Genomic DNA, 18391 nt, shown 5'->3' with positions numbered 1-18391 from the left:
CAGTGCGGGCAGTAACTGCTCAGCAACCAGTCCCGGCACGCTCTGTGGTACTTGCTCACGTGCCGTCTAAGGCGAACACATTGAGTCTCGACTCTTGCCGTTGGACACCTCGCTATGAATGACTCGGCCTGTGCCCCGGAACGAACTCACAGATGCTCAACTCGATCTGCTGAACCGCATCGCGGACGGTGATGATCTGAGTAGCCCGGAGGGGGTCGCTTACAGGACATCCGCCAGGGCGCTACAGCGGCGGCACCTCGTCGACGTCACCCGGAAGGGCGGGGTCTGGCGCGCACGGATCACCGCTGCGGGCAGAGACTATCTGGAGCAAGGACCTCCACCCAAACAGCCACCGCCTGCCCGGGCCAAACGGGCTGTAGGGACCGGCAGCGGACCCGATGTCGAACAAGCACGGCGCTTCATAGAACGCTTGCGAGCAGAAGGTGACACACTTCGGCTGCCGAACCCCACCGCGGACGAGCGCGCGGGCTACCGTCGCTTGCTGCACCTGTGCAAGCAGGAAGGTCTGGTTCCGGACGGACTCGAACTGCTCCACACCGGACGGGATCAAGGCGACCTCATCATCCGCCTCTCGCAAGGCCGGCCAGTCGATGTCACCGACTGGAACCGGATCCGGCTGAACATCCGCCGAACGATCACCGACCCGCAGGCCCTCCTTGCGGTGGTCACCGAGAGGCCGCAGTGCCTCAACGTCACCGAATCGTCGATGCCGCGGGCAATCAAGTTCATCGGCTCCCTGGCCAAGGCGGCTGTTGCCGCGGGGTACAGCATCGGTGTCAACACGAAGCCACAGGCGCCGAAGATCTTCTTTCAGGCCGGCCACTGGCAGCGAGAGTTGATCCTGGAAGAGGAGTACGACGAGGTTCGTCACGTCACCACCGAGGAGGACCGCCGAGCTCTTCGTGGGCGATTCTGGCGGCCACCTCCCGCGTACGAGAAGGTTGCCTGCGGACGTCTGAAGCTTCAGATCGGGCGGGCAAGATCCGACGAGAAGTACACCTGGACAGACCTGAAGGGTGCCCGCCTCGAACGACGCCTCGGTGACATCATGACGGAGCTCCGCGAGGGCTTGGCCGAAGACGAGCGCGTCCGGCTCGAGGCCGAACGGGAGTGGGTGCAGCAGCAGGCACGGTGGGCTCGTCAGGAGGCCGAGGAGCGCAGTCAGTGGAGGGCCGCGATGATCTCAGCTCGTGGTCTGGCGCTGGAGGACGTACGGCGCAGCAAGTTTCGCCAGGCCTACGACCAATGGACGGCCGCTGATCAGATCCGGACCTTCTGCTCCGCCCTTGAACGGGCCGCAAGCCACCCGAACGCCGAGCATCTGCCCCAGTGGATCGAGTGGGCCCGCGCTGCCGCCGACGCGCTGGACCCGGCTACCACGCCCGATCAACTAGACGACATCGACCGCGAGCCGCAGCCCGATGATCTTCGTCCGTACTTGAACGGGTGGAGCCCGCTCAAGCCAGAGAAGGAGTACCGCACACTCTCGCCGCGGCCTCGAGCCCGCGTCAACTGGTGGCACCAGCACGCAGTCGATGCAGAAGGCAGGCAAAGTTGAACTGGCTGTGGGCCGACGACGATCTGGTACCCGAGGTCGGCGCCGAATGGATCTATCGAGCTCGCACATTCGCGTCGTCCGAACGCGTCCGGATCACCGCCGTACAGGCGAGCAAGCGCAGCTACCGCGCCGAGGTCGCTTTCTGCGACGGAGAGGCCGCCGGCAGCACGGAGAACGTGCCGGCTAACAGACTGCACGGCCCGTGGAACCGCATCGAGCGCTACGACGAACTCATGGCCGGCTGGGAGCGCCTGGACGAGTTCGAGCTCACCGACGCCGAGGAGTCAGCGACTGTCACGGCATACGAGTTGCTCATCGACCGCGCGATCGCCCACCGGCTCTGGGCTCCTCTTCGTTATGTCACCAGCGTGGACAATCCCGAAGCCCTGGAGGGCCTGACCGGTCTGCCGCTCGCTGAGCTTACGAGCCGTGTGGCGTCGTTCGAACTCGATGGGAAGACCCTGCTGTCACGGGAGGGCACATTACTGATTGCCGAGTACGCCTGCCGCAAGAACCCCATGCCGGTCCTCGACTCCGTCATCGAGGAGGAGAAGGAGCTGCGGGAGAAGTCGAAGCACGGCAGCAAGGCCGGCGAGTACGAGACCGACCCGGAGTGGGAGTACGAGTGGTATCGCAAGCACCACCGCCCAGTTCACGAGCTGCTCCGCCAATGGTGCGGCCATCGCGCAGTCACTCTCCAGGAGCGCCTCACCGCGGCCGAGGCTGAGAGTCTCCGTGTGGAAGCCCTGGCCAATCGCCTCATCGACGCCCTCGCCGACGAAGGCAATCTCGAACTCGCTCACACCTTCGCCCGAGAACTGGAAGACGACCGCATCACTCCCGAGTCCGTACGCCCGGTCGTCGACCGACCGCTCCACCCCTCCGAAATCCCTGTCCGTTACGTCACCAAACCTCGCCGCTGGGGCTGGAGTTAGCCGGTCAACGAGGCACGAGCGCGACGACCGCTGCCACCGCACTGACAAGCGTCGCGATCAGCATCACCAGGTTGTAGGCGCCCTGCGAGGCGTTAGCTTCCCGACTCTCCGCATCGCCAACAGGTCTCGACCGGCTGCTCCTCGCTGACGGGGCAGGCGCGGACCACACCATTCGGAATCGTTGCCCTGGGTTCCTCCCACCCATGGCGGCGAACATCGCATCGCGCTTCCATCGGCCGTGGGTCCAGCATCCCCGCGCCTTACCCCGCACGCCACGGTCACACGGCTTCATCCGCTGCGTCATGTAGTCACACTGGGTCGGCATCAAGAACAACCACCAGAACAGCAAGACCGCCGGAAGCCCGAAGATCCAAACCAACAGACTCTGCGCCGGCGGATACCCGTAGTACGCAACGACGCCAACGACGGCCATCACCGCCACATCACCGATCTTCGTCGACCGCTGGCGCTTCTTCACCACCCGACCCACCCCCACCCTGTGATTACATAGAGTAGCGGCAGTCAGACTCATCGTGCCTGGAGTGTGTGTCGTCACTTACCCGCACGACGCGTAGGCTCAACCAGTTACGGCCACGCGAACGCCGACGGCACAGCGGCGATCACTGAACCGACACCAACCAGGATCAAACCAAGCAGTTCCAGCCGGACACTGCCGGTGGCAAGGTCTCGAACCGTCTCCCGCAGCTCGTTCAGTGAGGACTCTGAGCGTGCATTCATGGCCTGGGTTGCCTCTTGCACGCGGGCGATCTTCTGATCGACTTCCTGGCGCTCCGACCCGATTCTGCGCTCCAACGCAATCAGCCGCTCACGGACGAATCTCATCTGGACATCCACCGGCGCATTGCTCGGCGGGGCCGAGTAACCAGTGGCTGCAGCAGCGACATCCCATGAGGTCGCTCGGCCAACGCTGACCCGGTGCACGCTCGGTTTGCGCAGAAGCACTCGTTTCTTGAACCACCGCCAGAGGCGTCCGGACAGCGGGATCAGCGGCTCTCCCCCGCGGTGGGCACGCCAGTCCCCCACCAATGCAGCAGCCGCCAGCACAGTCCCCACCAACGTCAGCACCAGGCCGACGATTACACACGCTCTGCTCACACCCCGAGGCTTGCAGCCGAGCTCGGTTGTGTCGAGAGATCGCTCACGCAGGCGACGGGTCCAAATCATCCGCCGTCCACGCGTTGAGCCGCCGGAGTTCGACTACAACGGAGGCGGCGGCATGGCATTCGTCAGAGATCAATGGACTCGGCCTCAGAAGCAGGCTGATGGGACTACTCAGCGGGTGCGGACCGCACGGTGGGGGCGCGGGAAGCGGTGGCTTGCGGGGTGGGTCGATCCTGAGGGGCGGGAGCGGACGAAAGCGTTCAGCACGAAGGGGCCGGCTGAGCGGCATGCGAATGCGATGGAGACGGATCGGGAGCGTGGGGAGTACATCGACCCCGAGGCTGGGAAGGTGCGGTTCGAGGAGGTCGCCGGGCGGTGGCTTGCCTCTCGGGTGGTGGATCCGTCGAGTCTGATCAAGTACGAGTCGGCGCTGCGGTTGCATGTGAATCCGGTGTTCGGGCGGCGGCAACTGCGGGCGATCAAGCCGTCGGAGATTGCTGGGTGGGTCGCCGAACTCGATGCGCGGTTCGGGTCGTCGACTGCGCGTACTGCGTTTCTCGTGTTGCACGGGTCGCTTGACCTGGCGGTGGATGACGAGACGATCAAGAAGAACCCGGCGAAGGCGCGAGTGGTCAAGGTGCCTGCGGAGAAGAGCGGCCGGATCGTCGCCTGGGGCGATGACGTCGTCCTGCGGATCGTGGCAGCTCATCCGCCGGAGTATCGACCGATCGCGTCTGTTGGGGCCGCGTGCGGGTTGCGCCAGCGTGAGTTGTTCGGGTTGGCCGAGGAGGACATCGACTTCGAAGCCAAGGTCATCCACGTACGGCGGCAGATCAAGAAGCTCGGTCGCGAGTTCGTGTTCGCGCTACCGAAGAACGACACTGAGCGGACAGTTCCGATGTCGGATGGGGCGGCGCTGGTCCTCAAGGAGCACATTGAGGCGCACCGGCCGCGTCCGTACACGTTGCCCTGGGAGAAAGTCGACGGTGAGCCGCGGACCGTGAGCCTGTTGTTCCGGTGGACGGACGACAAGCACATCCGAGCTCGGACGTACGACGAGTTGGTGTGGAAGCCGGCGCTGTTCGCAGCAGGAGTCATTCAAGAACCGAAGGTGGACCGACGGGGCAGGAGGCAGTATGTCTCCAGCCGGGAGAACGGGATGCACGCGTTGCGGCACTACTTCGCGAGCATCACTCTTGCTGACGGGGTGAACATCAAGGAGCTTGCGGAGTACCTCGGCCACGGAGACCCTGGATTCACTCTCCGGCTGTACACCCACATGCTGCCTTCATCGCACGAGCGGGCGCGCAAGGCGGTGGACAATCGGCTGGCCGCGATCTTCTCACTGAAGTCTCACGGAGCAGGGACGGAGCGGGCCGCCGTACGCTCCCCCCTACCTCGTGGGAGCCGGACGGCGGCCCATACTCAGACGAACTTCAAATAGGTCTCTGACCTGCAGAAACGTCAGCGGATGCGCATCCCCGAGATCGCGCGGGAGATGACGAGGCGCTGGATTTCGGAGGTGCCTTCGAAGATTGTGTAGATTTTGGCGTCTCGGTGCATGCGTTCGACGGGGTATTCGCGGGTGTAGCCGTTGCCGCCGAGGATTTGGATGGCTTCTTCGGTGACTTTGACGGCTACTTCGCCGGCTTTGAGTTTGGCCATGGAGCCTTCGCCGTGCTGGTAGTTGGGGGACTCGCCGCGCATGAGGGCGGCGGACATGTTGGCGGCGCGCCAGACCAGGAGGCGGGCGGCGTCGATCTCGAGGGCCATGTCGGCGAGTTTGAAGGCGATGCCCTGGTTGTCGATGATGGGGCGGCCGAACTGTTCGCGGCCTTTGGCGTAGTCGAGGGCGAACTCGTAGGCGGCGCGGGCGATGCCGATGGCTTGGGCGCCGACGATGTGGCGGGTCATTTCGAAGGTGGCCATCGAGGCGTTGCGGCCGGCGTTCGAGGCGGCGGCTTCGCGGGCCTTGGCGAGGCGGGCGTCGAGTTTTTCCTTGCCGCCGAGGACGTTGGCGGCGGGGATGCGGACGTTGTCGAAGAAGACGTCGGCGGTGTGCGAGGCGCGCAGGCCGTGTTTGCGCAGCTTCGTGCCTTGTTCGAGGCCGTGGACCTCGGTGCGCGGGACGACGAAGGCGGCCTGGCCCTTGGTGCCGAGGTCGGGGTCGACGGTGGCGACGACGACGTGGATGTCGGCGATACCGCCGTTGGTGGCCCAGGCCTTCTGGCCGTTGATGACCCATTCGTCGGTCTTCTCGTCGTACGTCGCCCGGGTGCGGATGGCGGAGACGTCGGAGCCGGCGCCGGGTTCGGACGAACAGAAGGCGGCGACCTGGACGTCGTCCGGGGTGCCGTAGCAGCGGCCCATCCATTGGCTCCATTGCTCGGGGGTGCCGTTGGAGAAGATGGCGGACGACGCCAGCCCGGTGCCCTTCAGCGACATGCCGATCCCGGCGTCACCCCAGAACAGCTCCTCGTGGACGAGGGGCAGCAGCAGGCCGGAGGGGTCGACGAAGAGGTTCACGTTCGCGTCGAGGCCGTAGAGGCCGATCTTCGCGGCCTCCTGGATGACCGGCCACGGGGTCTCCTCGCGCTCGTCCCACTCGGCGGCGGCCGGGCGCATCACGTCGGCGGCGAAGGTGTGCGCCCAGGCCTGGATCTCGCGCTGCTCGTCGTTCAGGGCGAACGAGAACGGGCTCCAGCCCGGCCGCGACCGTTCGGCGCCGAGCTCACCGGCCAGGGCCATCACATCGGTGGAGACCGCGGGCTTCGGGTCGGTCATCGTCATCAACATCCTCCGGCGGCATACAGGGGGTACCGAGCCAAATGTTACTGATGAGTGTAACCGTCGTTTGCACCAGGGGGTACCACTGTGGCTAAGATCGGTACATGAGCTCCGCGCTGCTCGCGATCGGACGCCGCCGGACCACGGCGGAGCGTCGGCGCGACCGGGAGCGGGACATCATCCGGGCCACCCGCGAGCTGTTCGACGAGCGCGGCACGATCGACGCCCAGATCGACGACATCGCCAAGCGGGTCGGGATCAACAAGGCGCTGATCTACCGGCACTTCTCCGGCAAGGAGGAGCTCTTCGCGCTCACGCTGGTCGACTACCTCGGCGAGCTCGACGAGCGCCTGCAGGCCGTCGACAACCCCCGCCGCGCCCCGCTGAACCGGCTGAAGGCGCTCAGCGAGGTGTTCGTCGACTTCTGCCTGGAGTTCCCGGCCTTCACCGACTGCGCGATGAGCCTGCTGCGGCGGACCGGTGAGGAGCTGTTCGGCGAGATCACCGAGCCGGTGATGGTGACGCTGGGGACGGCGATGGCCGCCGCCCTCGGCCGGATCGCCACCGTCCTGGACGCCGGTCAGCGGGCCGGCGTGTTCGCCACCGCGGACACCGCCTACCTGGCCAACCATCTCTACACCCAGACGCTCGGATCGTTGCACATGGCAAGGGTCGGGTTGATCGTGTCGACCGGGAAACCGGGCCATCCGGTCGTGCATCATGCCGAGGTGAGCACGGTCCGGGAGACCGCGATCACCGCGACGCTGGCGACCGCGGTCGGCCGGTTCGCCTACGAGGTACCCAAGAAAGCCCGCAGAGCAGGAGACAGATCGTGACCGAAGCCCGCAGAGTGGCCGTTGTCGCCGGCAACCGGATCCCGTTCGCCCGGCAGGACAAGACCTACCGCCACTCGTCGAACTCCGACATGCTCACCGCCGCGATCAACGGCCTGGTGGACCGGGCCGGGCTCGGCGGCCAGGAGGTCGGCGAGGTGGTGGCCGGCGCCGTCCTCAAACACGCCCGGGACTGGAACATGGTCCGCGAGGTCGTGCTCGGCTCCAAGCTCGCCGCGACCACCCCGGCGTACGACATCCAGCAGGCCTGCGGCACCGGGCTCGAGGCGGCGATCCTGGTCGGCAACAAGATCGCGCTCGGCCAGATCGACGCCGGGATCGCGGGCGGCGTCGACACCGCGTCCGACGCGCCGATCGCGGTCAACGACCGGCTGCGCAACATCCTCCTCGACCTGAACCGGGCCAAGTCCGCCCAGGACCGGCTGAAGGTGCTCGCCCGGGTCCGCCCGAAGGACGTCGTCCCCGAGATCCCCCGCAACGCCGAGCCGCGGACGCGCAAGTCGATGGGCGACCACGCCGCGCTGACCGCGCTGGAGTGGGGCATCACCCGCGAGGCCCAGGACGAGCTGACCTATCGCTCGCACATCAACCTCGCCAAGGCCTACGACCGCGGCTTCCAGCAGGACCTGATCACGCCGTACCTCGGCCTCGAGAAGGACCAGAACCTGCGCCCCGACACCACGCTGGAGAAGCTGGCCAAACTCAAGCCGGTCTTCGGCAAGGGCGAGACCGCGACGATGACGGCCGGCAACTCGACCCCGCTGACGGACGGCGCCTCCGCCGTCCTGCTCGCGACCGACGAGTGGGCCGCGGAGCACGGCCTGCGCCCGCTCGCCTACCTGACCCACTCGCAGACCGCCGCGGTCGACTACGTGAAAGGCGCCGAGGGCCTGCTGATGGCCCCCGCGTACGCCGTGCCCAAGATGCTCGCCAGAGCCGGGCTCACCCTGCAGGACTTCGACTACTACGAGATCCACGAGGCGTTCGCGTCCCAGGTGCTGGCGACGCTGAAGGCCTGGGAGGACCCGATCTTCTGCAAGGAGCGGCTCGGTCTGGACGCGCCGCTCGGCGAGATCGACCGCGACAAGCTGAACGTGAACGGGAGCTCGCTGGCCGCGGGTCACCCGTTCGCGGCGACCGGCGGGCGGATCCTCGCCGCGCTGGCCAAGCAACTCGACGAGAACGGCGGTGGCCGTGGCCTGATCTCGATCTGCGCCGCGGGCGGCCAGGGTGTCGTCGCCATCCTCGAGAAGTAGGAGCAACCCCATGACGGACCGCTACCAGACCTTCACCCGGACGCCGCTCGGCCAGACCCTGGTGAAGAACCTGGGCCTGCCCGACCCGACGCCGCTCCCCCGCTGGCGCGCGGGCGACCGCGTGATCGATGGCCCGGTCGTGTTCGGCGCGATCGGCGAGACGGACGCCGGGAAGGCCATCCAGGCCCTGCTGCGGGATGTCGGCGCCGCGTTCAGCACCGCGACCGAAGGCGTCGCGTCCAGCTCGATCCGCCCGAAGGCGCTGGTCTTCGACGCGACCGGCGCGAGCACGACGGCCGATCTCACCAGCCTGCAGCGCTTCTTCTCCCCCGTCATCCGCCAGCTCGCCGCCGCCGGCCGGGTGATCGTCGTCGGCCGGACGCCGGAGCTCGCGCAGTCCGCCGAGCAGCAGGTCGCGCAGCGCGCTCTGGAGGGCTTCACGCGCTCGCTCGGCAAGGAGGTCAAGCGCGGCGCGACGGTCAACCTCGTGTACGTCGCTCCGGACGCGCACGACCAGCTCGACTCGACGCTCCGCTTCTTCCTGTCGCCCAAATCGGCGTACGTCAGCGGTCAGGTCACCCGCGTCGGCACAGGTCAGCTCGTCAGCAACGACCCCGCCCAGCCGCTGGCCGGTCAGGTCGCGCTGGTCACCGGCGCGGCGCGCGGTATCGGCGCCTCGATCGCGGAGGTCCTCGTCCGGGACGGCGCGACCGTCATCGGCGTGGATGTCGCGCAGAACGCCGAACCGCTGCACAAGGTGATGACCCGGCTCGGCGGCACCGAGCTGCTGCTCGACGTCACCGCGGTGGACGCCGCACAGCGGATCGCCGCCCACGCGCAGGAGCACCACGGCGGGATCGACATCGTCGTCCACAACGCCGGCATCACCCGGGACAAGCGCCTGGCGAACATGCGCACCGACACCTGGGACGCCGTCCTCGACGTCAACCTGCGCGCCCCCGAGCACATCACCGCGCACCTGGTCGAGACCGGCGCGCTGCGCGACGGCGGCTCGATCATCGGCGTCTCGTCGATCGCCGGGATCGCGGGCAACAACGGCCAGACGAACTACGCGACGTCGAAGGCCGGCGTGATCGGCCTGGTCCAGGCGCTGGCGCCGAAACTCGCCGAGAAGCAGGTCCGGATCAACGCGGTCGCGCCCGGGTTCATCGAGACCGAGATGACCGCCAAGGTGCCGTTCGCGATCCGCGAGGTGGGCCGCCGGATCAACTCGATGCAGCAGGGCGGCCAGCCGGTCGACGTCGCCGAGACGATCGCCTGGCTCGCCGATCCGGCCTCGGCCGGCGTCACCGGGAACGTCGTCCGGGTCTGCGGCCAGAGCATGTTGGGCGCCTGATGCCGACGCGGCGGTACGACGACTCCCCCGGCCTCGGCGCGCTCTACGCCAAGACCGTGAAGGCAACGCTGCGGCGGGCCGACTACGCACCGGCCGAGGACGGGCTGACGCTTGAGCTGCCGCGCGCGGCCGTCGACCAGGACCACCTGGCGGCGTACCGGGAGGTGACGGGCTTCCCGGCCGGGCCCGCGCTGCCGTCGACGTACCCGCACGTCCTGGCGTTTCCCCTGCACCTGGATCTGATGTCGGATCCGTCGTTCCCCTACAAGCCGATGGGGATCGTGCACCTGTCGAACACGATCACCCAGCATGCGCCGTTGCCGATTCACGCGGAGCCGGCGATCCGCGTGCACAGTACGCCGGAGCGCGCGCACCCGAAGGGCACTGTCTTCGACATCGTCAGCGAGGTGATCGTCGACGGCGCCGTCGTCTGGACGGATCTGACCACGCTGCTCAGCCGCTCCAAGAGCGAGAACTCGGGGCATGTCGACCTGCTCGCCGACCCGGAGCTCCCCCCGAACGCTTGGTGGGAGCTGCGTGGCAACCTCGGCCGCCGGTACGCCGCCGCGTCCGGCGACCGGAACCCGATCCACCTGTTCAAGCTGACCGCGCAGGCGTTCGGCTTCCCGCGCCAGATCGCGCACGGGATGTGGGCCAAGGCCGCCGCGCTCGCCTCCCTCGAGCGCGCCGGCAAACTCCCGGAGGCATTCACCGTCCGGGTCGACTTCCGCAAACCGCTGTTACTGCCCTCCAAGGTCCAGTTCGGCTACACCGCCACCGACACCGGCACGGACTTCGCCCTTTACAACGAGGCCCACGAGGTCACGCACCTGATCGGCAAGCTGGAGGCCTGAACCGCCAGGCCAGCACAATCGCCGTCGCGACGGCGGCGCACGCTCGGCGCGCCGCCTCCGCGACAAATGTGATGGGCTACAGCTCCGCGAGCCGCGGGTCTGCGGCCCGCGCGATGCGGTCGAGGACATCGCCGATCGGCGCCGGGTCCCAGCGAGCGCCGTCGCGTTCGCGGACGGCGAGCAGGCCTTCGGCGGCCTCGCGGGCGCCGATGACGGCCTGGTACGGCGCGTAGCGGTTCTCCCGGATCCGGGCGCCGAGGCTGCCCTCGTCGGCGTGCGCGACCTCGACCCGCAGGCCCCGGTCGGCGGCGCGCCGGGCGACCTCGACCGCGAGTTTGCCCTCGTCGTCGGAGATCGGCAGGACGACGACCTGGACCGGCGCGAGCCAGGCCGGGAAGGCGCCGCCGTGCACCTCGATCAGCTGCGCCATCGCGCGCTCGATACTGCCGACGATCGCCCGGTGCACCATCACCGGCCGATGTTTGTTGCCGTCAGCACCCATGTACTCGAGCCCGAACCGCTCCGGCTGGTTGAAATCGACCTGGATGGTCGACAGGCTGAACTCCCGCCCGGCCGAGTCGACCACCTGGACGTCGATCTTCGGCCCGTAGAACGCGGCCTCCCCCGGCGCCTCGACGTACTCCACCCCGGCGTCGTCGAGGACGCCGCGCAACAGCTCGGCCGCCGCCGACCAGCTCGCCGCATCGCCGACGTATTTGCTGCCCGGGCTGCCGAAGACGGCGTCCGCCGCGGGCAGCGCCAGGTCGTACCGCGCGACGCTGATGCCCATCGCCGAGTACGCCGCCCGGATCAGAGAGAGCGCTCCCTGAGCTTCCTCGGCGACCTGATCGAGCCGGCAGAAGATATGCGCGTCGTTCAGCTGCATCGCGCGGACCCGGCTGAGCCCGCCGATCGCGCCGGAGAGCTCGGAGCGGTACTGGCCGCCGAGTTCGGACAACCGCAACGGCAGGTCGCGATAGCTGCGGGCCCGGGAGCGGAAGATCAGCGCATGGTGTGGACAGATACTCGGCCGGAGCACCAGCTCCTCACCACCCATGTCCATCGGCGGATACATGTCGGCGCTGTACTTCTCCCAGTGCCCGGAGATCTCGTAGAGCGCTTTCTTGCCGAGAACGGGCGAGTACACCTGCTGATACCCGGCGCGGCGTTCGACGTCGGCGACGTAGCTCTCCAACGCATGCCGGACGGCGGCGCCCGCGGGCAGCCAGTACGGCAGACCGGCGCCGATCAGCGGGTCGGAGTCGAACAGGCCGAGCTCGCGGCCGAGTTTGCGGTGGTCGTACATGGTGATCTCCTCATTGAGAGGGACCGAAAGCCCACGGCACGACAAAGCCCCGGGGCATCGGCCCCGGGGCTTCGGAAAGACAGTCAGCTGTCAGCGCGCCGGGACGTACTCCGGCGTCGTCGTCACTACCGCGCGCTGCAACATGGCCCCTACTTTAGCAGCTCCGGATCGACCGGCCGGATCAATCCCTCCTGGACCACCGACGCGGCCAGCCGGCCGTCCTCGCTGTAGAGCCGCCCGGTACTGAACCCGCGCGCACCCGACGCGGACGGCGACGCCTGGTCGTACAGCAACCATTCATCGGCCCGGAACGCCCGGTGGAACCACAACGCGTGATCCAGCGACGCGGGCTGAATCCGCCGATCGCCGATCACGATCCCGTGCGGCAACAGACTTGCCCCGAGCAACGTCAGATCACTCGCGTAGGCAAGCACACACGAGTGCAGCAGCGGGTCGTCCGGAAGCTTGCCCGAGGCACGGATCCAGAACTGCCGCCCGGTCACGCCGGCCAACCGAACATCCAGCGCGGCCCATTCACGATCCCAGTCCGCCGCGGCGCGCCCCGAGCGCGCCTCCAGCACGCTTGCCAGCGTCGGCGCCTCGTCCGGCGGGACGACGTCGGCCGGGATCGGGTCCTGATGGTCGAGCCCGGGCTCCGGCTGCTGGAACGAGGCCGACATGTAGAAGATCGGCTTACCGTGCTGCGACGCGACGACCCGGCGGCTGCTGAAGCTGCCGCCGTCGCGCGTCCCCTCGGTGCGGTAGATGATCGGCACCGAGGTGTCGCCGCCGCGCAGGAAGTACGCGTGCAGCGAGTGCACCAACCGGCCGGCATCGACCGTGCGGCCCGCGGCGGCCAGCGCCTGGCCGAGCACCTGCCCGCCGAAAACCCGCTGCAACGACGTCTGCGGCTGCCGGCCGCGGAACAGGTCGACATCGATCGTCTCCAGGTCGAGCAGCTCGACCAGGTCCTCCAGCGACTCAGGCATGCCTCATCCTGCCACGCGGACGCTTTCGGTGAGCTTTCGGCCGCGATCGGTACACTGCTTGTTGAACGCTCAACCACCAAACATTTGCTTGAGGAGATCTCCCGTGAAGCTGCCCCCTATCACCCGCGATCTCGCCCTGCTGATCACCCGGATCGGCCTCGGAATCGTCTTCGTCGCGCACGGCTGGCAGAAGTTCAACACCAACGGCCTCGACGGCACCGCCCAGGGATTCACCCAGATGGGCGTCCCGGCTCCGACCCTGTCGGCGTACTACGCCACCGCGGCCGAGCTGATCGCCGGCGTCGCGCTGATCGTCGGCGTCCTCACCCCGGTCGCCGGCGTCCTGCTCTTCCTCGACATGGTCGGCGCCTTCGCCTTCGTGCACATGTCGAACGGCGTCTTCGTCGCCAACGGCGGCTGGGAGCTGGTCGTCACCCTCGGCCTCGGCGCGCTCGTCATCGCCGCCGTCGGCCCCGGCAAGTTCTCGCTGGACCGGCTGATCGTCAAGACCCCGGCCCGCGAGACCGTCAACGCCTGAGCCCAGACAAAAGCGTCGGCCCACCCCCGCCCCGGGGTGGGCCGACGCCGTTCGTGGGGTTACTTGTCGTCTTCGCGGCTCAGCTCGGCCAGGAACTGCTCGACCTCGGCGCCCAGCTCCTCCGCGGACGGCGTCGAGTCGGCCAGCAGGCTCTTGCGGCTGACGGACCCGGCGGCCGCGTCGTACTGCGTCTCGAGCGCATTGACGACCGCTGACGCATCCTCCGAGGCCTCGACCTGCTCGTCGACCATGCGGCCGGTGATGGCGGCCTCGTCGAAGAGAGCCTTACTAGGGAGCAGCAGCCCGGTCGCGGCGGAGATGGCGTGCACGAGGGCCAGCGCGGCGCCCGGGAAGCGGTTCTCCGCGAGGTAGTGCGGGACGTGAACGGCGAAGCCCATCGCATCCTTACCGGCCTCGCCGAGGCGAACCTGGAGCATGGTGCCCGCGCTCGCCGGGAGGCGCATCTCGCCGTCCCAGATGTTCGAACGGGTGACCAGCTCGGGCCGCGTCGCATGCGCCGTCAGGCCGAGCGGGCGGGTGTGCGGGACGCCCATCGGGATGCCGTGCACGCCAATCGTGAGCGTCACGTTGTAGCGCTCGATCAGCTGGCGGACGGCGCCGGTGAACCGGTTCCAGTGGTTGTCGGGTTCGACGCCCTCCAGCAACAGGAACTCGACACCCGCGTCATCGGTGAGGATGTGCAGGTTGAGCTGCGGCGGCGTGTAGTCGGTGAAGTGATCCTCGGAGAAGGTCACCTCGGGGCGCCGGGCGCGGTAGTCGTGCAGCAGGTCGACGTCGAAGCGGGCAAGCAGCCGGCTCTCCAGCGTCTCCAGCAGGTGGTCCGCCGTGACGCGGCCCGCCTGACCGGCGTCCATGAAGCCGTCCAGCGAGTGCACGAGCACCTTCGGCGTCGCCGCCGGGCCGGTCGCCACCGACTCGTCGACGATCTCGTAGAGGTCGTCCGGTCGCAGCATCGTTCGTCTCCTTCATCGTCGCCTACCGGGCGGGAAGGCAACTCCTATCCTGCCCTGTCCAGTGAGAACGTCCGTCGATCGGGTCACATTCCGGTTCGCGGGAAAAAGTTTCGGAAAATGTCCACGACGCGTCGACTGGGGAGACAGTGCTGGAAAGCGCTTGCTAGATTGCTGCTTGTGCAGCCTGATTCCGCTCCCGCCCTGACCGTGATGCTGGCCCTCAACGACGCCAGCCGCGCCCGGGTGCTCGTGCCCGCCGTCCGCGCTCGCCTGGACGCCGTCGCCACCGTCCTGCCCGTCTCGCCGCGCGGCGGGTTCCTGGACGATCCGGCGGTGGCGGCCGCGCTGCCCGAGGTCGACGTCCTGCTGACCGGCTGGGGCTGCCCGAAGATCACGCCCGAGGTGCTGGACGCCGCGCCGAAGTTGCAGGCGATCCTGCACGCCGCCGGCTCGGTGAAGTCGATCGTCGATCCGAGCGCTTTCGACCGCGGGATCCAGGTCTCGTCGGCTGCCTTCGCGAATGCGCTGCCGGTCGCCGAGTTCACGGTGGCCGCGATCGTGCTCTCCGGCAAGCGAGCCTTCCGGCTGGCCGCGCAGTACCGGATCGAGCGCAGCAAGGCCGACCCGCACGGCATGCCCGGCAGCTACGGGACGACGGTCGGCCTGCTCGGCGCCTCCCGGATCGCGCGGCTCGTCGCCGATCGGCTGCGCACCTACGACCTCAAGGTGCTGATCAGCGACCCGTACCTGAACGCCGACGAGGCGGCCGGGCTCGGCGCGGAGCTGGTCTCGAACGACGAGCTGTTCCGGCGCAGCGACATCCTCAGCGTGCACGCGCCGCTCCTCCCGGAGACCGTCGGGCTCGTCGACGCCCACCTGCTCGGCCTGCTCAAGGACGGCTCGGTCGTCATCAACACCGCGCGCGGCAAGATCATCGACGCCGCCGCACTCGAGCGCGAATGCGTCTCCGGCCGCCTGGACGCCGTCCTCGACGTCACCGACCCCGAGCCGCTGCCGGCCGACTCGCCGCTGCTCGACCTCCCGAACGTCTTCATCACCCCGCACGTCGCCGGCGCCGTCGGCAACGAGATCGCACGCCTCGGCGAGCTCGCTGTCAGCGAACTGGAACACCTGGCCGCCGGCCGTCCCCTCCAGCACGCCATCAGCCCCACCGAGATCGCGAGGCTCGCATGACCCGCCTGATCCTGCCCGACACCGACCGCGTCCTGTCGCGCCAGACTGGATGGACCCGCGCGCACTGGGAGGGCCTGGCGGATCATCTGCTCGACTCGCTGGTGCCGTACTTCTCCCCCGGCTCGGCGCTCATCGCGCTGCCGGGGCGGCCGAGCCGGTCGGGGACGGCGTCCGACCAGCTGGAGGGGTTCGCGCGGTCGTTCATGCTCGCGGCGTTCCGGATCGCGGGCGTCCAGGGCAAGGGCTGCGAGGCGCTGATCGAGCGGTACGCGCGCGGCGTCGCGAACGGCGCCAACCCGGAGCACCCGGAGTCGTGGCTGCGGCTGACTCCGCGTTCGCAGCAGATGGTCGAGGCCGCGGCGATCGCGGTCGCGCTGCACGAGACCCGCGAGTGGATCTGGGAGCGGCTCGACGACCGCGCCCAGCAGCACGTCGCGGAGTGGCTCGGCGGGTTCATCGGCTCGACGACGCACGACAACAACTGGCGGCTGTTTCAGGTGGTCAGCGAGCAGTTCCTCGCCTCGGTCGGCGCGCCGTTCTCGCAGGAGGACATCGACGGCGGGCTCGATCGGATCGAGGACTGGTACGTCGGCGACGGCTGGTACAGCGACGGTGACGGGCAGGCCTTCGACAACTACATCGGCTGGGCGATGCATCTGTACCCGGGGCTCTGGGCCCGGATGGCGGCGGCGACGCCGGGAGCGGAGTACGAGGATCGGCTGCAGGTGTACCGGGAGCGGTTGAGCCTGTTCCTGGAGGACGCCGTCCATCTGGTCGGGAACGACGGAGCGCCGATCTATCAGGGCCGGTCGCTGACGTATCGGATGGCCGCGGCGGCGCCGTACTGGATGGGTGCGCTGCTCGACGCCACTCCCCTGTCGCCGGGTCAGACGCGGCGGCTGTGTTCGGGGATCGCGCGGCACTTCGTGCAGCACGGCGTCCCGGATGAGCGCGGGCTGCTGACGCTCGGCTGGTACGACACATTCCTGCCGACGACGCAGGCGTACTCCGGGCCGGGATCGCCGTACTGGGCGTCGAAGGGGTTCGTCGGGCTGATCCTGCCGCCGGAGCACCCGGTCTGGGCGGACGCCGAGGAGACGATCCCGCTCGACGAGGCCGACCAGGTGCGGGCGATGCCCGCGCCGGGCTGGATCGTGCACGCGAGCCGGCACGCGCAGGTGGTGCAGCTGGTCAACCATGGGTCGGACAAGCAGCCGTTGGCCGAGCCGTCCGGTGTCGAGCCGGAGGGCGACGCGCACTACAACCGGCTTGCCTACGCGAACCACGCCGGGCCGGAGCTGAGCGACTCGGCGCCGCGGATCGACAGTCTGATCTCGCTGGTCGCGCCGGACGGCCGGTCGAGTACGCGCGGCCGGATCCGCCGGATCGGCGTCAGTGGACGGACGGCGTCGTCGTGGCACCAGGCCTGGCTGGGCTCCGAGGGGCCATGGCGGATCGAGGCGGCGTCCGTGGTGCACGGCGGCTGGGAGATCCGGTGCGCGCTGGTCGACGGGCCGGACGGCGCGCTGGTGCGCAGCGGCGGGTTCGCGGTCGCCGGGGCTTCATTGCCCGCAGCAACGACTTCGGAGGTGGCCGCGTCGGCGCGCAATGATGACGGCCTGTTGTCGGCGATCGTCGGGCTGCACGGGTACGACGAGGCCGGGATCCATCGCGGGCTCGGGGCCAACGCGTTCGGGGTGCACTCGGCGACGCCGTACTTGACCGCCCCGCATCGCGGCACACCGCTGGTGCTGGTGAGCGCCGTCGTCCTCACCCGGGACGCGTTGCGGCCGGAAGCGCTTGCCGAGGGCATCGATGTCGCGGTGACCGGTACGGCGGTGCGGATCACGCTGCCCGGCGGCGGCTCCGAGGTCGTCACACTGGGTGGTTAGGCCAGCCTCGCCAACGATGAGAAAACGGCGGATCTTCTCTACATTGGGCTCATGAGCACGTACGAGAAGCTTTTGCAGGAACAGATCCGCAACGAGTTCACGGCCTCTCAGCAGTATGTCGCGGTCGCCGTCTGGTACGACGACCAGGACCTGCCGCAACTGGCGGCGCACTTCTACAAGCAAGCCCTGGAAGAGCGCAACCACGCGATGATGATGGTCCAGTACCTGTTGGACAAGGACATCCGGGCGCACATCCCGGGCGTCGGCGACGTCCAGGGCGACTTCAAGTCCGCGCTGGAACCGCTGGAGCTCGCGCTGGCCCAGGAGATCACCGTCACCAAGCAGATCGAGACCCTGGCCCGGACGGCCCGCGACGAGAGCGACTACGTCGGCGAGCAGTTCATGCAGTGGTTCCTCAAGGAGCAGGTCGAGGAGGTGTCCGCGATGAACACGCTCGTCAACGTCGCGAAGCGCGCCGGTGACAACCTGTTCCACCTGGAGGACTTCCTGGCCCGCGAGGTCGTCGGCGACGGCGGCAGCGACCCGACGGCGCCCACCGCGGCCGGCGGCACGGTCTGATCGAACTTCGAGGCGCTCCGACCGGTTCGTCCAGGCCGGTCGGCCCTCGCTGCCCGCCCAGCGGGTAAGCACCACCCGCGAACCACTCGCGGTGAGCTCCACCTGCGGATCGCCGGGGTCACGTGGCCGCTGACCCCGGCACCTCCGCGAACGTGACAGGAATAGTGTCACGATG

At 68.5% G+C, this 18391-nt stretch carries 17 protein-coding genes; 11 read left to right on the top strand and 6 right to left on the bottom strand.

The annotated features are described in order from the left end of the window. Window positions 1-130: 130 nt before the first annotated feature. A complete protein-coding gene (locus tag HPO96_RS10650; RefSeq protein ID WP_171673189.1) occupies window positions 131-1579 on the top strand; it encodes a hypothetical protein in 1449 nt (482 codons plus the stop codon). Continuing rightward, window positions 1576-2514 carry a hypothetical protein gene (locus HPO96_RS10645; RefSeq protein WP_171673188.1) on the top strand — a complete coding sequence of 313 codons (939 nt, stop codon included), beginning with the start codon at window positions 1576-1578 and terminating at the stop codon, window positions 2512-2514. The genes HPO96_RS10650 and HPO96_RS10645 overlap by 4 nt, the downstream gene beginning before the upstream one ends. Before the next feature lie 4 nt (window positions 2515-2518). Here the strand turns inward: HPO96_RS10645 and HPO96_RS10640 are convergent, their stop codons facing one another. Both HPO96_RS10640 and HPO96_RS10635 read right to left on the bottom strand, forming a co-directional pair. Next, window positions 2519-2995 (bottom strand): hypothetical protein, encoded by a 477-nt coding sequence (locus HPO96_RS10640; RefSeq protein WP_171673187.1) that lies wholly within the window; start codon window positions 2993-2995, stop codon window positions 2519-2521. A 104-nt stretch (window positions 2996-3099) separates the two neighbouring features. Further along, the gene (locus tag HPO96_RS10635) at window positions 3100-3600 is read right to left on the bottom strand and encodes a hypothetical protein (RefSeq protein WP_171673186.1); all 501 of its coding nucleotides are present in this window, start codon (window positions 3598-3600) and stop codon (window positions 3100-3102) included. Between the two features lie 214 nt (window positions 3601-3814). Between HPO96_RS10635 and HPO96_RS10630 the strand changes: the two genes are divergently transcribed. Then, on the top strand, window positions 3815-5080 hold the full coding sequence (locus HPO96_RS10630) for a tyrosine-type recombinase/integrase (RefSeq protein ID WP_171673185.1): 1266 nt from the start codon (window positions 3815-3817) through the stop codon (window positions 5078-5080). A 20-nt stretch (window positions 5081-5100) separates the two neighbouring features. On the opposite strand, the gene HPO96_RS10625 is transcribed toward HPO96_RS10630, so the two are convergent. Further along, the gene (locus HPO96_RS10625; protein WP_171673184.1) at window positions 5101-6426 is read right to left on the bottom strand and encodes an acyl-CoA dehydrogenase family protein; all 1326 of its coding nucleotides are present in this window, start codon (window positions 6424-6426) and stop codon (window positions 5101-5103) included. 101 nt (window positions 6427-6527) lie between these two features. Between HPO96_RS10625 and HPO96_RS10620 the strand changes: the two genes are divergently transcribed. Genes HPO96_RS10620 through HPO96_RS10605 form a run of 4 tightly spaced genes read left to right on the top strand, consistent with a single transcriptional unit; the run spans window position 6528 to window position 10744 of the window. Beyond that, the gene (locus HPO96_RS10620; protein ID WP_171673183.1) at window positions 6528-7259 is read left to right on the top strand and encodes a TetR/AcrR family transcriptional regulator; all 732 of its coding nucleotides are present in this window, start codon (window positions 6528-6530) and stop codon (window positions 7257-7259) included. Beyond that, window positions 7256-8533 (top strand): acetyl-CoA C-acetyltransferase, encoded by a 1278-nt coding sequence (locus HPO96_RS10615; RefSeq protein ID WP_171673182.1) that lies wholly within the window; start codon window positions 7256-7258, stop codon window positions 8531-8533. The genes HPO96_RS10620 and HPO96_RS10615 overlap by 4 nt, the downstream gene beginning before the upstream one ends. A 10-nt stretch (window positions 8534-8543) precedes the next feature. Next, window positions 8544-9890 carry a 3-oxoacyl-ACP reductase gene (locus HPO96_RS10610; protein ID WP_171673181.1) on the top strand — a complete coding sequence of 449 codons (1347 nt, stop codon included), beginning with the start codon at window positions 8544-8546 and terminating at the stop codon, window positions 9888-9890. Beyond that, window positions 9890-10744 (top strand): MaoC family dehydratase, encoded by an 855-nt coding sequence (locus HPO96_RS10605; RefSeq protein WP_171673180.1) that lies wholly within the window; start codon window positions 9890-9892, stop codon window positions 10742-10744. The genes HPO96_RS10610 and HPO96_RS10605 overlap by 1 nt, the downstream gene beginning before the upstream one ends. Before the next feature lie 76 nt (window positions 10745-10820). Here the strand turns inward: HPO96_RS10605 and thrS are convergent, their stop codons facing one another. Beyond that, window positions 10821-12095, bottom strand: a complete 1275-nt coding sequence (gene thrS, locus HPO96_RS10600) for a threonine--tRNA ligase (RefSeq protein WP_272954576.1) — start codon at window positions 12093-12095, stop codon at window positions 10821-10823. 104 nt (window positions 12096-12199) lie between these two features. Continuing rightward, window positions 12200-13039 (bottom strand): acyl-CoA thioesterase, encoded by an 840-nt coding sequence (locus HPO96_RS10595; protein ID WP_171673178.1) that lies wholly within the window; start codon window positions 13037-13039, stop codon window positions 12200-12202. 103 nt (window positions 13040-13142) lie between these two features. On the opposite strand from HPO96_RS10595, the gene HPO96_RS10590 reads away from it, so the two are divergent. Continuing rightward, a complete protein-coding gene (locus HPO96_RS10590; protein ID WP_337796579.1) occupies window positions 13143-13577 on the top strand; it encodes a DoxX family protein in 435 nt (144 codons plus the stop codon). A gap of 59 nt (window positions 13578-13636) precedes the next feature. Here the strand turns inward: HPO96_RS10590 and HPO96_RS10585 are convergent, their stop codons facing one another. After that, complete coding sequence (locus HPO96_RS10585) at window positions 13637-14551, bottom strand: proteasome assembly chaperone family protein (protein ID WP_171673176.1); 915 nt, start codon at window positions 14549-14551, stop codon at window positions 13637-13639. Between the two features lie 177 nt (window positions 14552-14728). Here HPO96_RS10585 and HPO96_RS10580 point away from each other — a divergent pair, with 177 nt between their 5' ends. The 3 genes from HPO96_RS10580 to HPO96_RS10570 are packed head-to-tail and all read left to right on the top strand — an operon-like array spanning window position 14729 to window position 18216. Beyond that, window positions 14729-15745: a hydroxyacid dehydrogenase gene (locus HPO96_RS10580; protein WP_337796578.1), complete on the top strand. Its 1017-nt coding sequence runs from the start codon at window positions 14729-14731 to the stop codon at window positions 15743-15745. Then, window positions 15742-17637, top strand: coding sequence for a DUF2264 domain-containing protein (locus HPO96_RS10575; protein ID WP_171673174.1), 1896 nt, complete (start codon window positions 15742-15744; stop codon window positions 17635-17637). Before HPO96_RS10580 ends, HPO96_RS10575 begins: the two co-directional genes overlap by 4 nt. Before the next feature lie 51 nt (window positions 17638-17688). Beyond that, window positions 17689-18216, top strand: a complete 528-nt coding sequence (locus tag HPO96_RS10570; RefSeq protein WP_171673173.1) for a ferritin — start codon at window positions 17689-17691, stop codon at window positions 18214-18216. The last annotated feature ends 175 nt before the right edge of the window (window positions 18217-18391 follow it).

This window comes from Kribbella sandramycini, from assembly GCF_013131805.1.
Classification (GTDB): Bacteria; Actinomycetota; Actinomycetes; order Propionibacteriales; family Kribbellaceae; genus Kribbella; species Kribbella sandramycini.
This window is presented reverse-complemented; position numbering and strand designations above follow the sequence as displayed.

Coding starts and splice junctions, on each gene's coding strand:
- HPO96_RS10625 (WP_171673184.1), bottom strand. CDS start 6,426: ATGACGATGACCGACCCGAAGCCCGCGGTCTCCACCGATGTGATGGCC.
- HPO96_RS10620 (WP_171673183.1), top strand. CDS start 6,528: ATGAGCTCCGCGCTGCTCGCGATCGGACGCCGCCGGACCACGGCGGAG.
- HPO96_RS10610 (WP_171673181.1), top strand. CDS start 8,544: ATGACGGACCGCTACCAGACCTTCACCCGGACGCCGCTCGGCCAGACC.
- HPO96_RS10605 (WP_171673180.1), top strand. CDS start 9,890: ATGCCGACGCGGCGGTACGACGACTCCCCCGGCCTCGGCGCGCTCTAC.
- HPO96_RS10595 (WP_171673178.1), bottom strand. CDS start 13,039: ATGCCTGAGTCGCTGGAGGACCTGGTCGAGCTGCTCGACCTGGAGACG.
- HPO96_RS10585 (WP_171673176.1), bottom strand. CDS start 14,551: ATGCTGCGACCGGACGACCTCTACGAGATCGTCGACGAGTCGGTGGCG.
- HPO96_RS10575 (WP_171673174.1), top strand. CDS start 15,742: ATGACCCGCCTGATCCTGCCCGACACCGACCGCGTCCTGTCGCGCCAG.
- HPO96_RS10570 (WP_171673173.1), top strand. CDS start 17,689: ATGAGCACGTACGAGAAGCTTTTGCAGGAACAGATCCGCAACGAGTTC.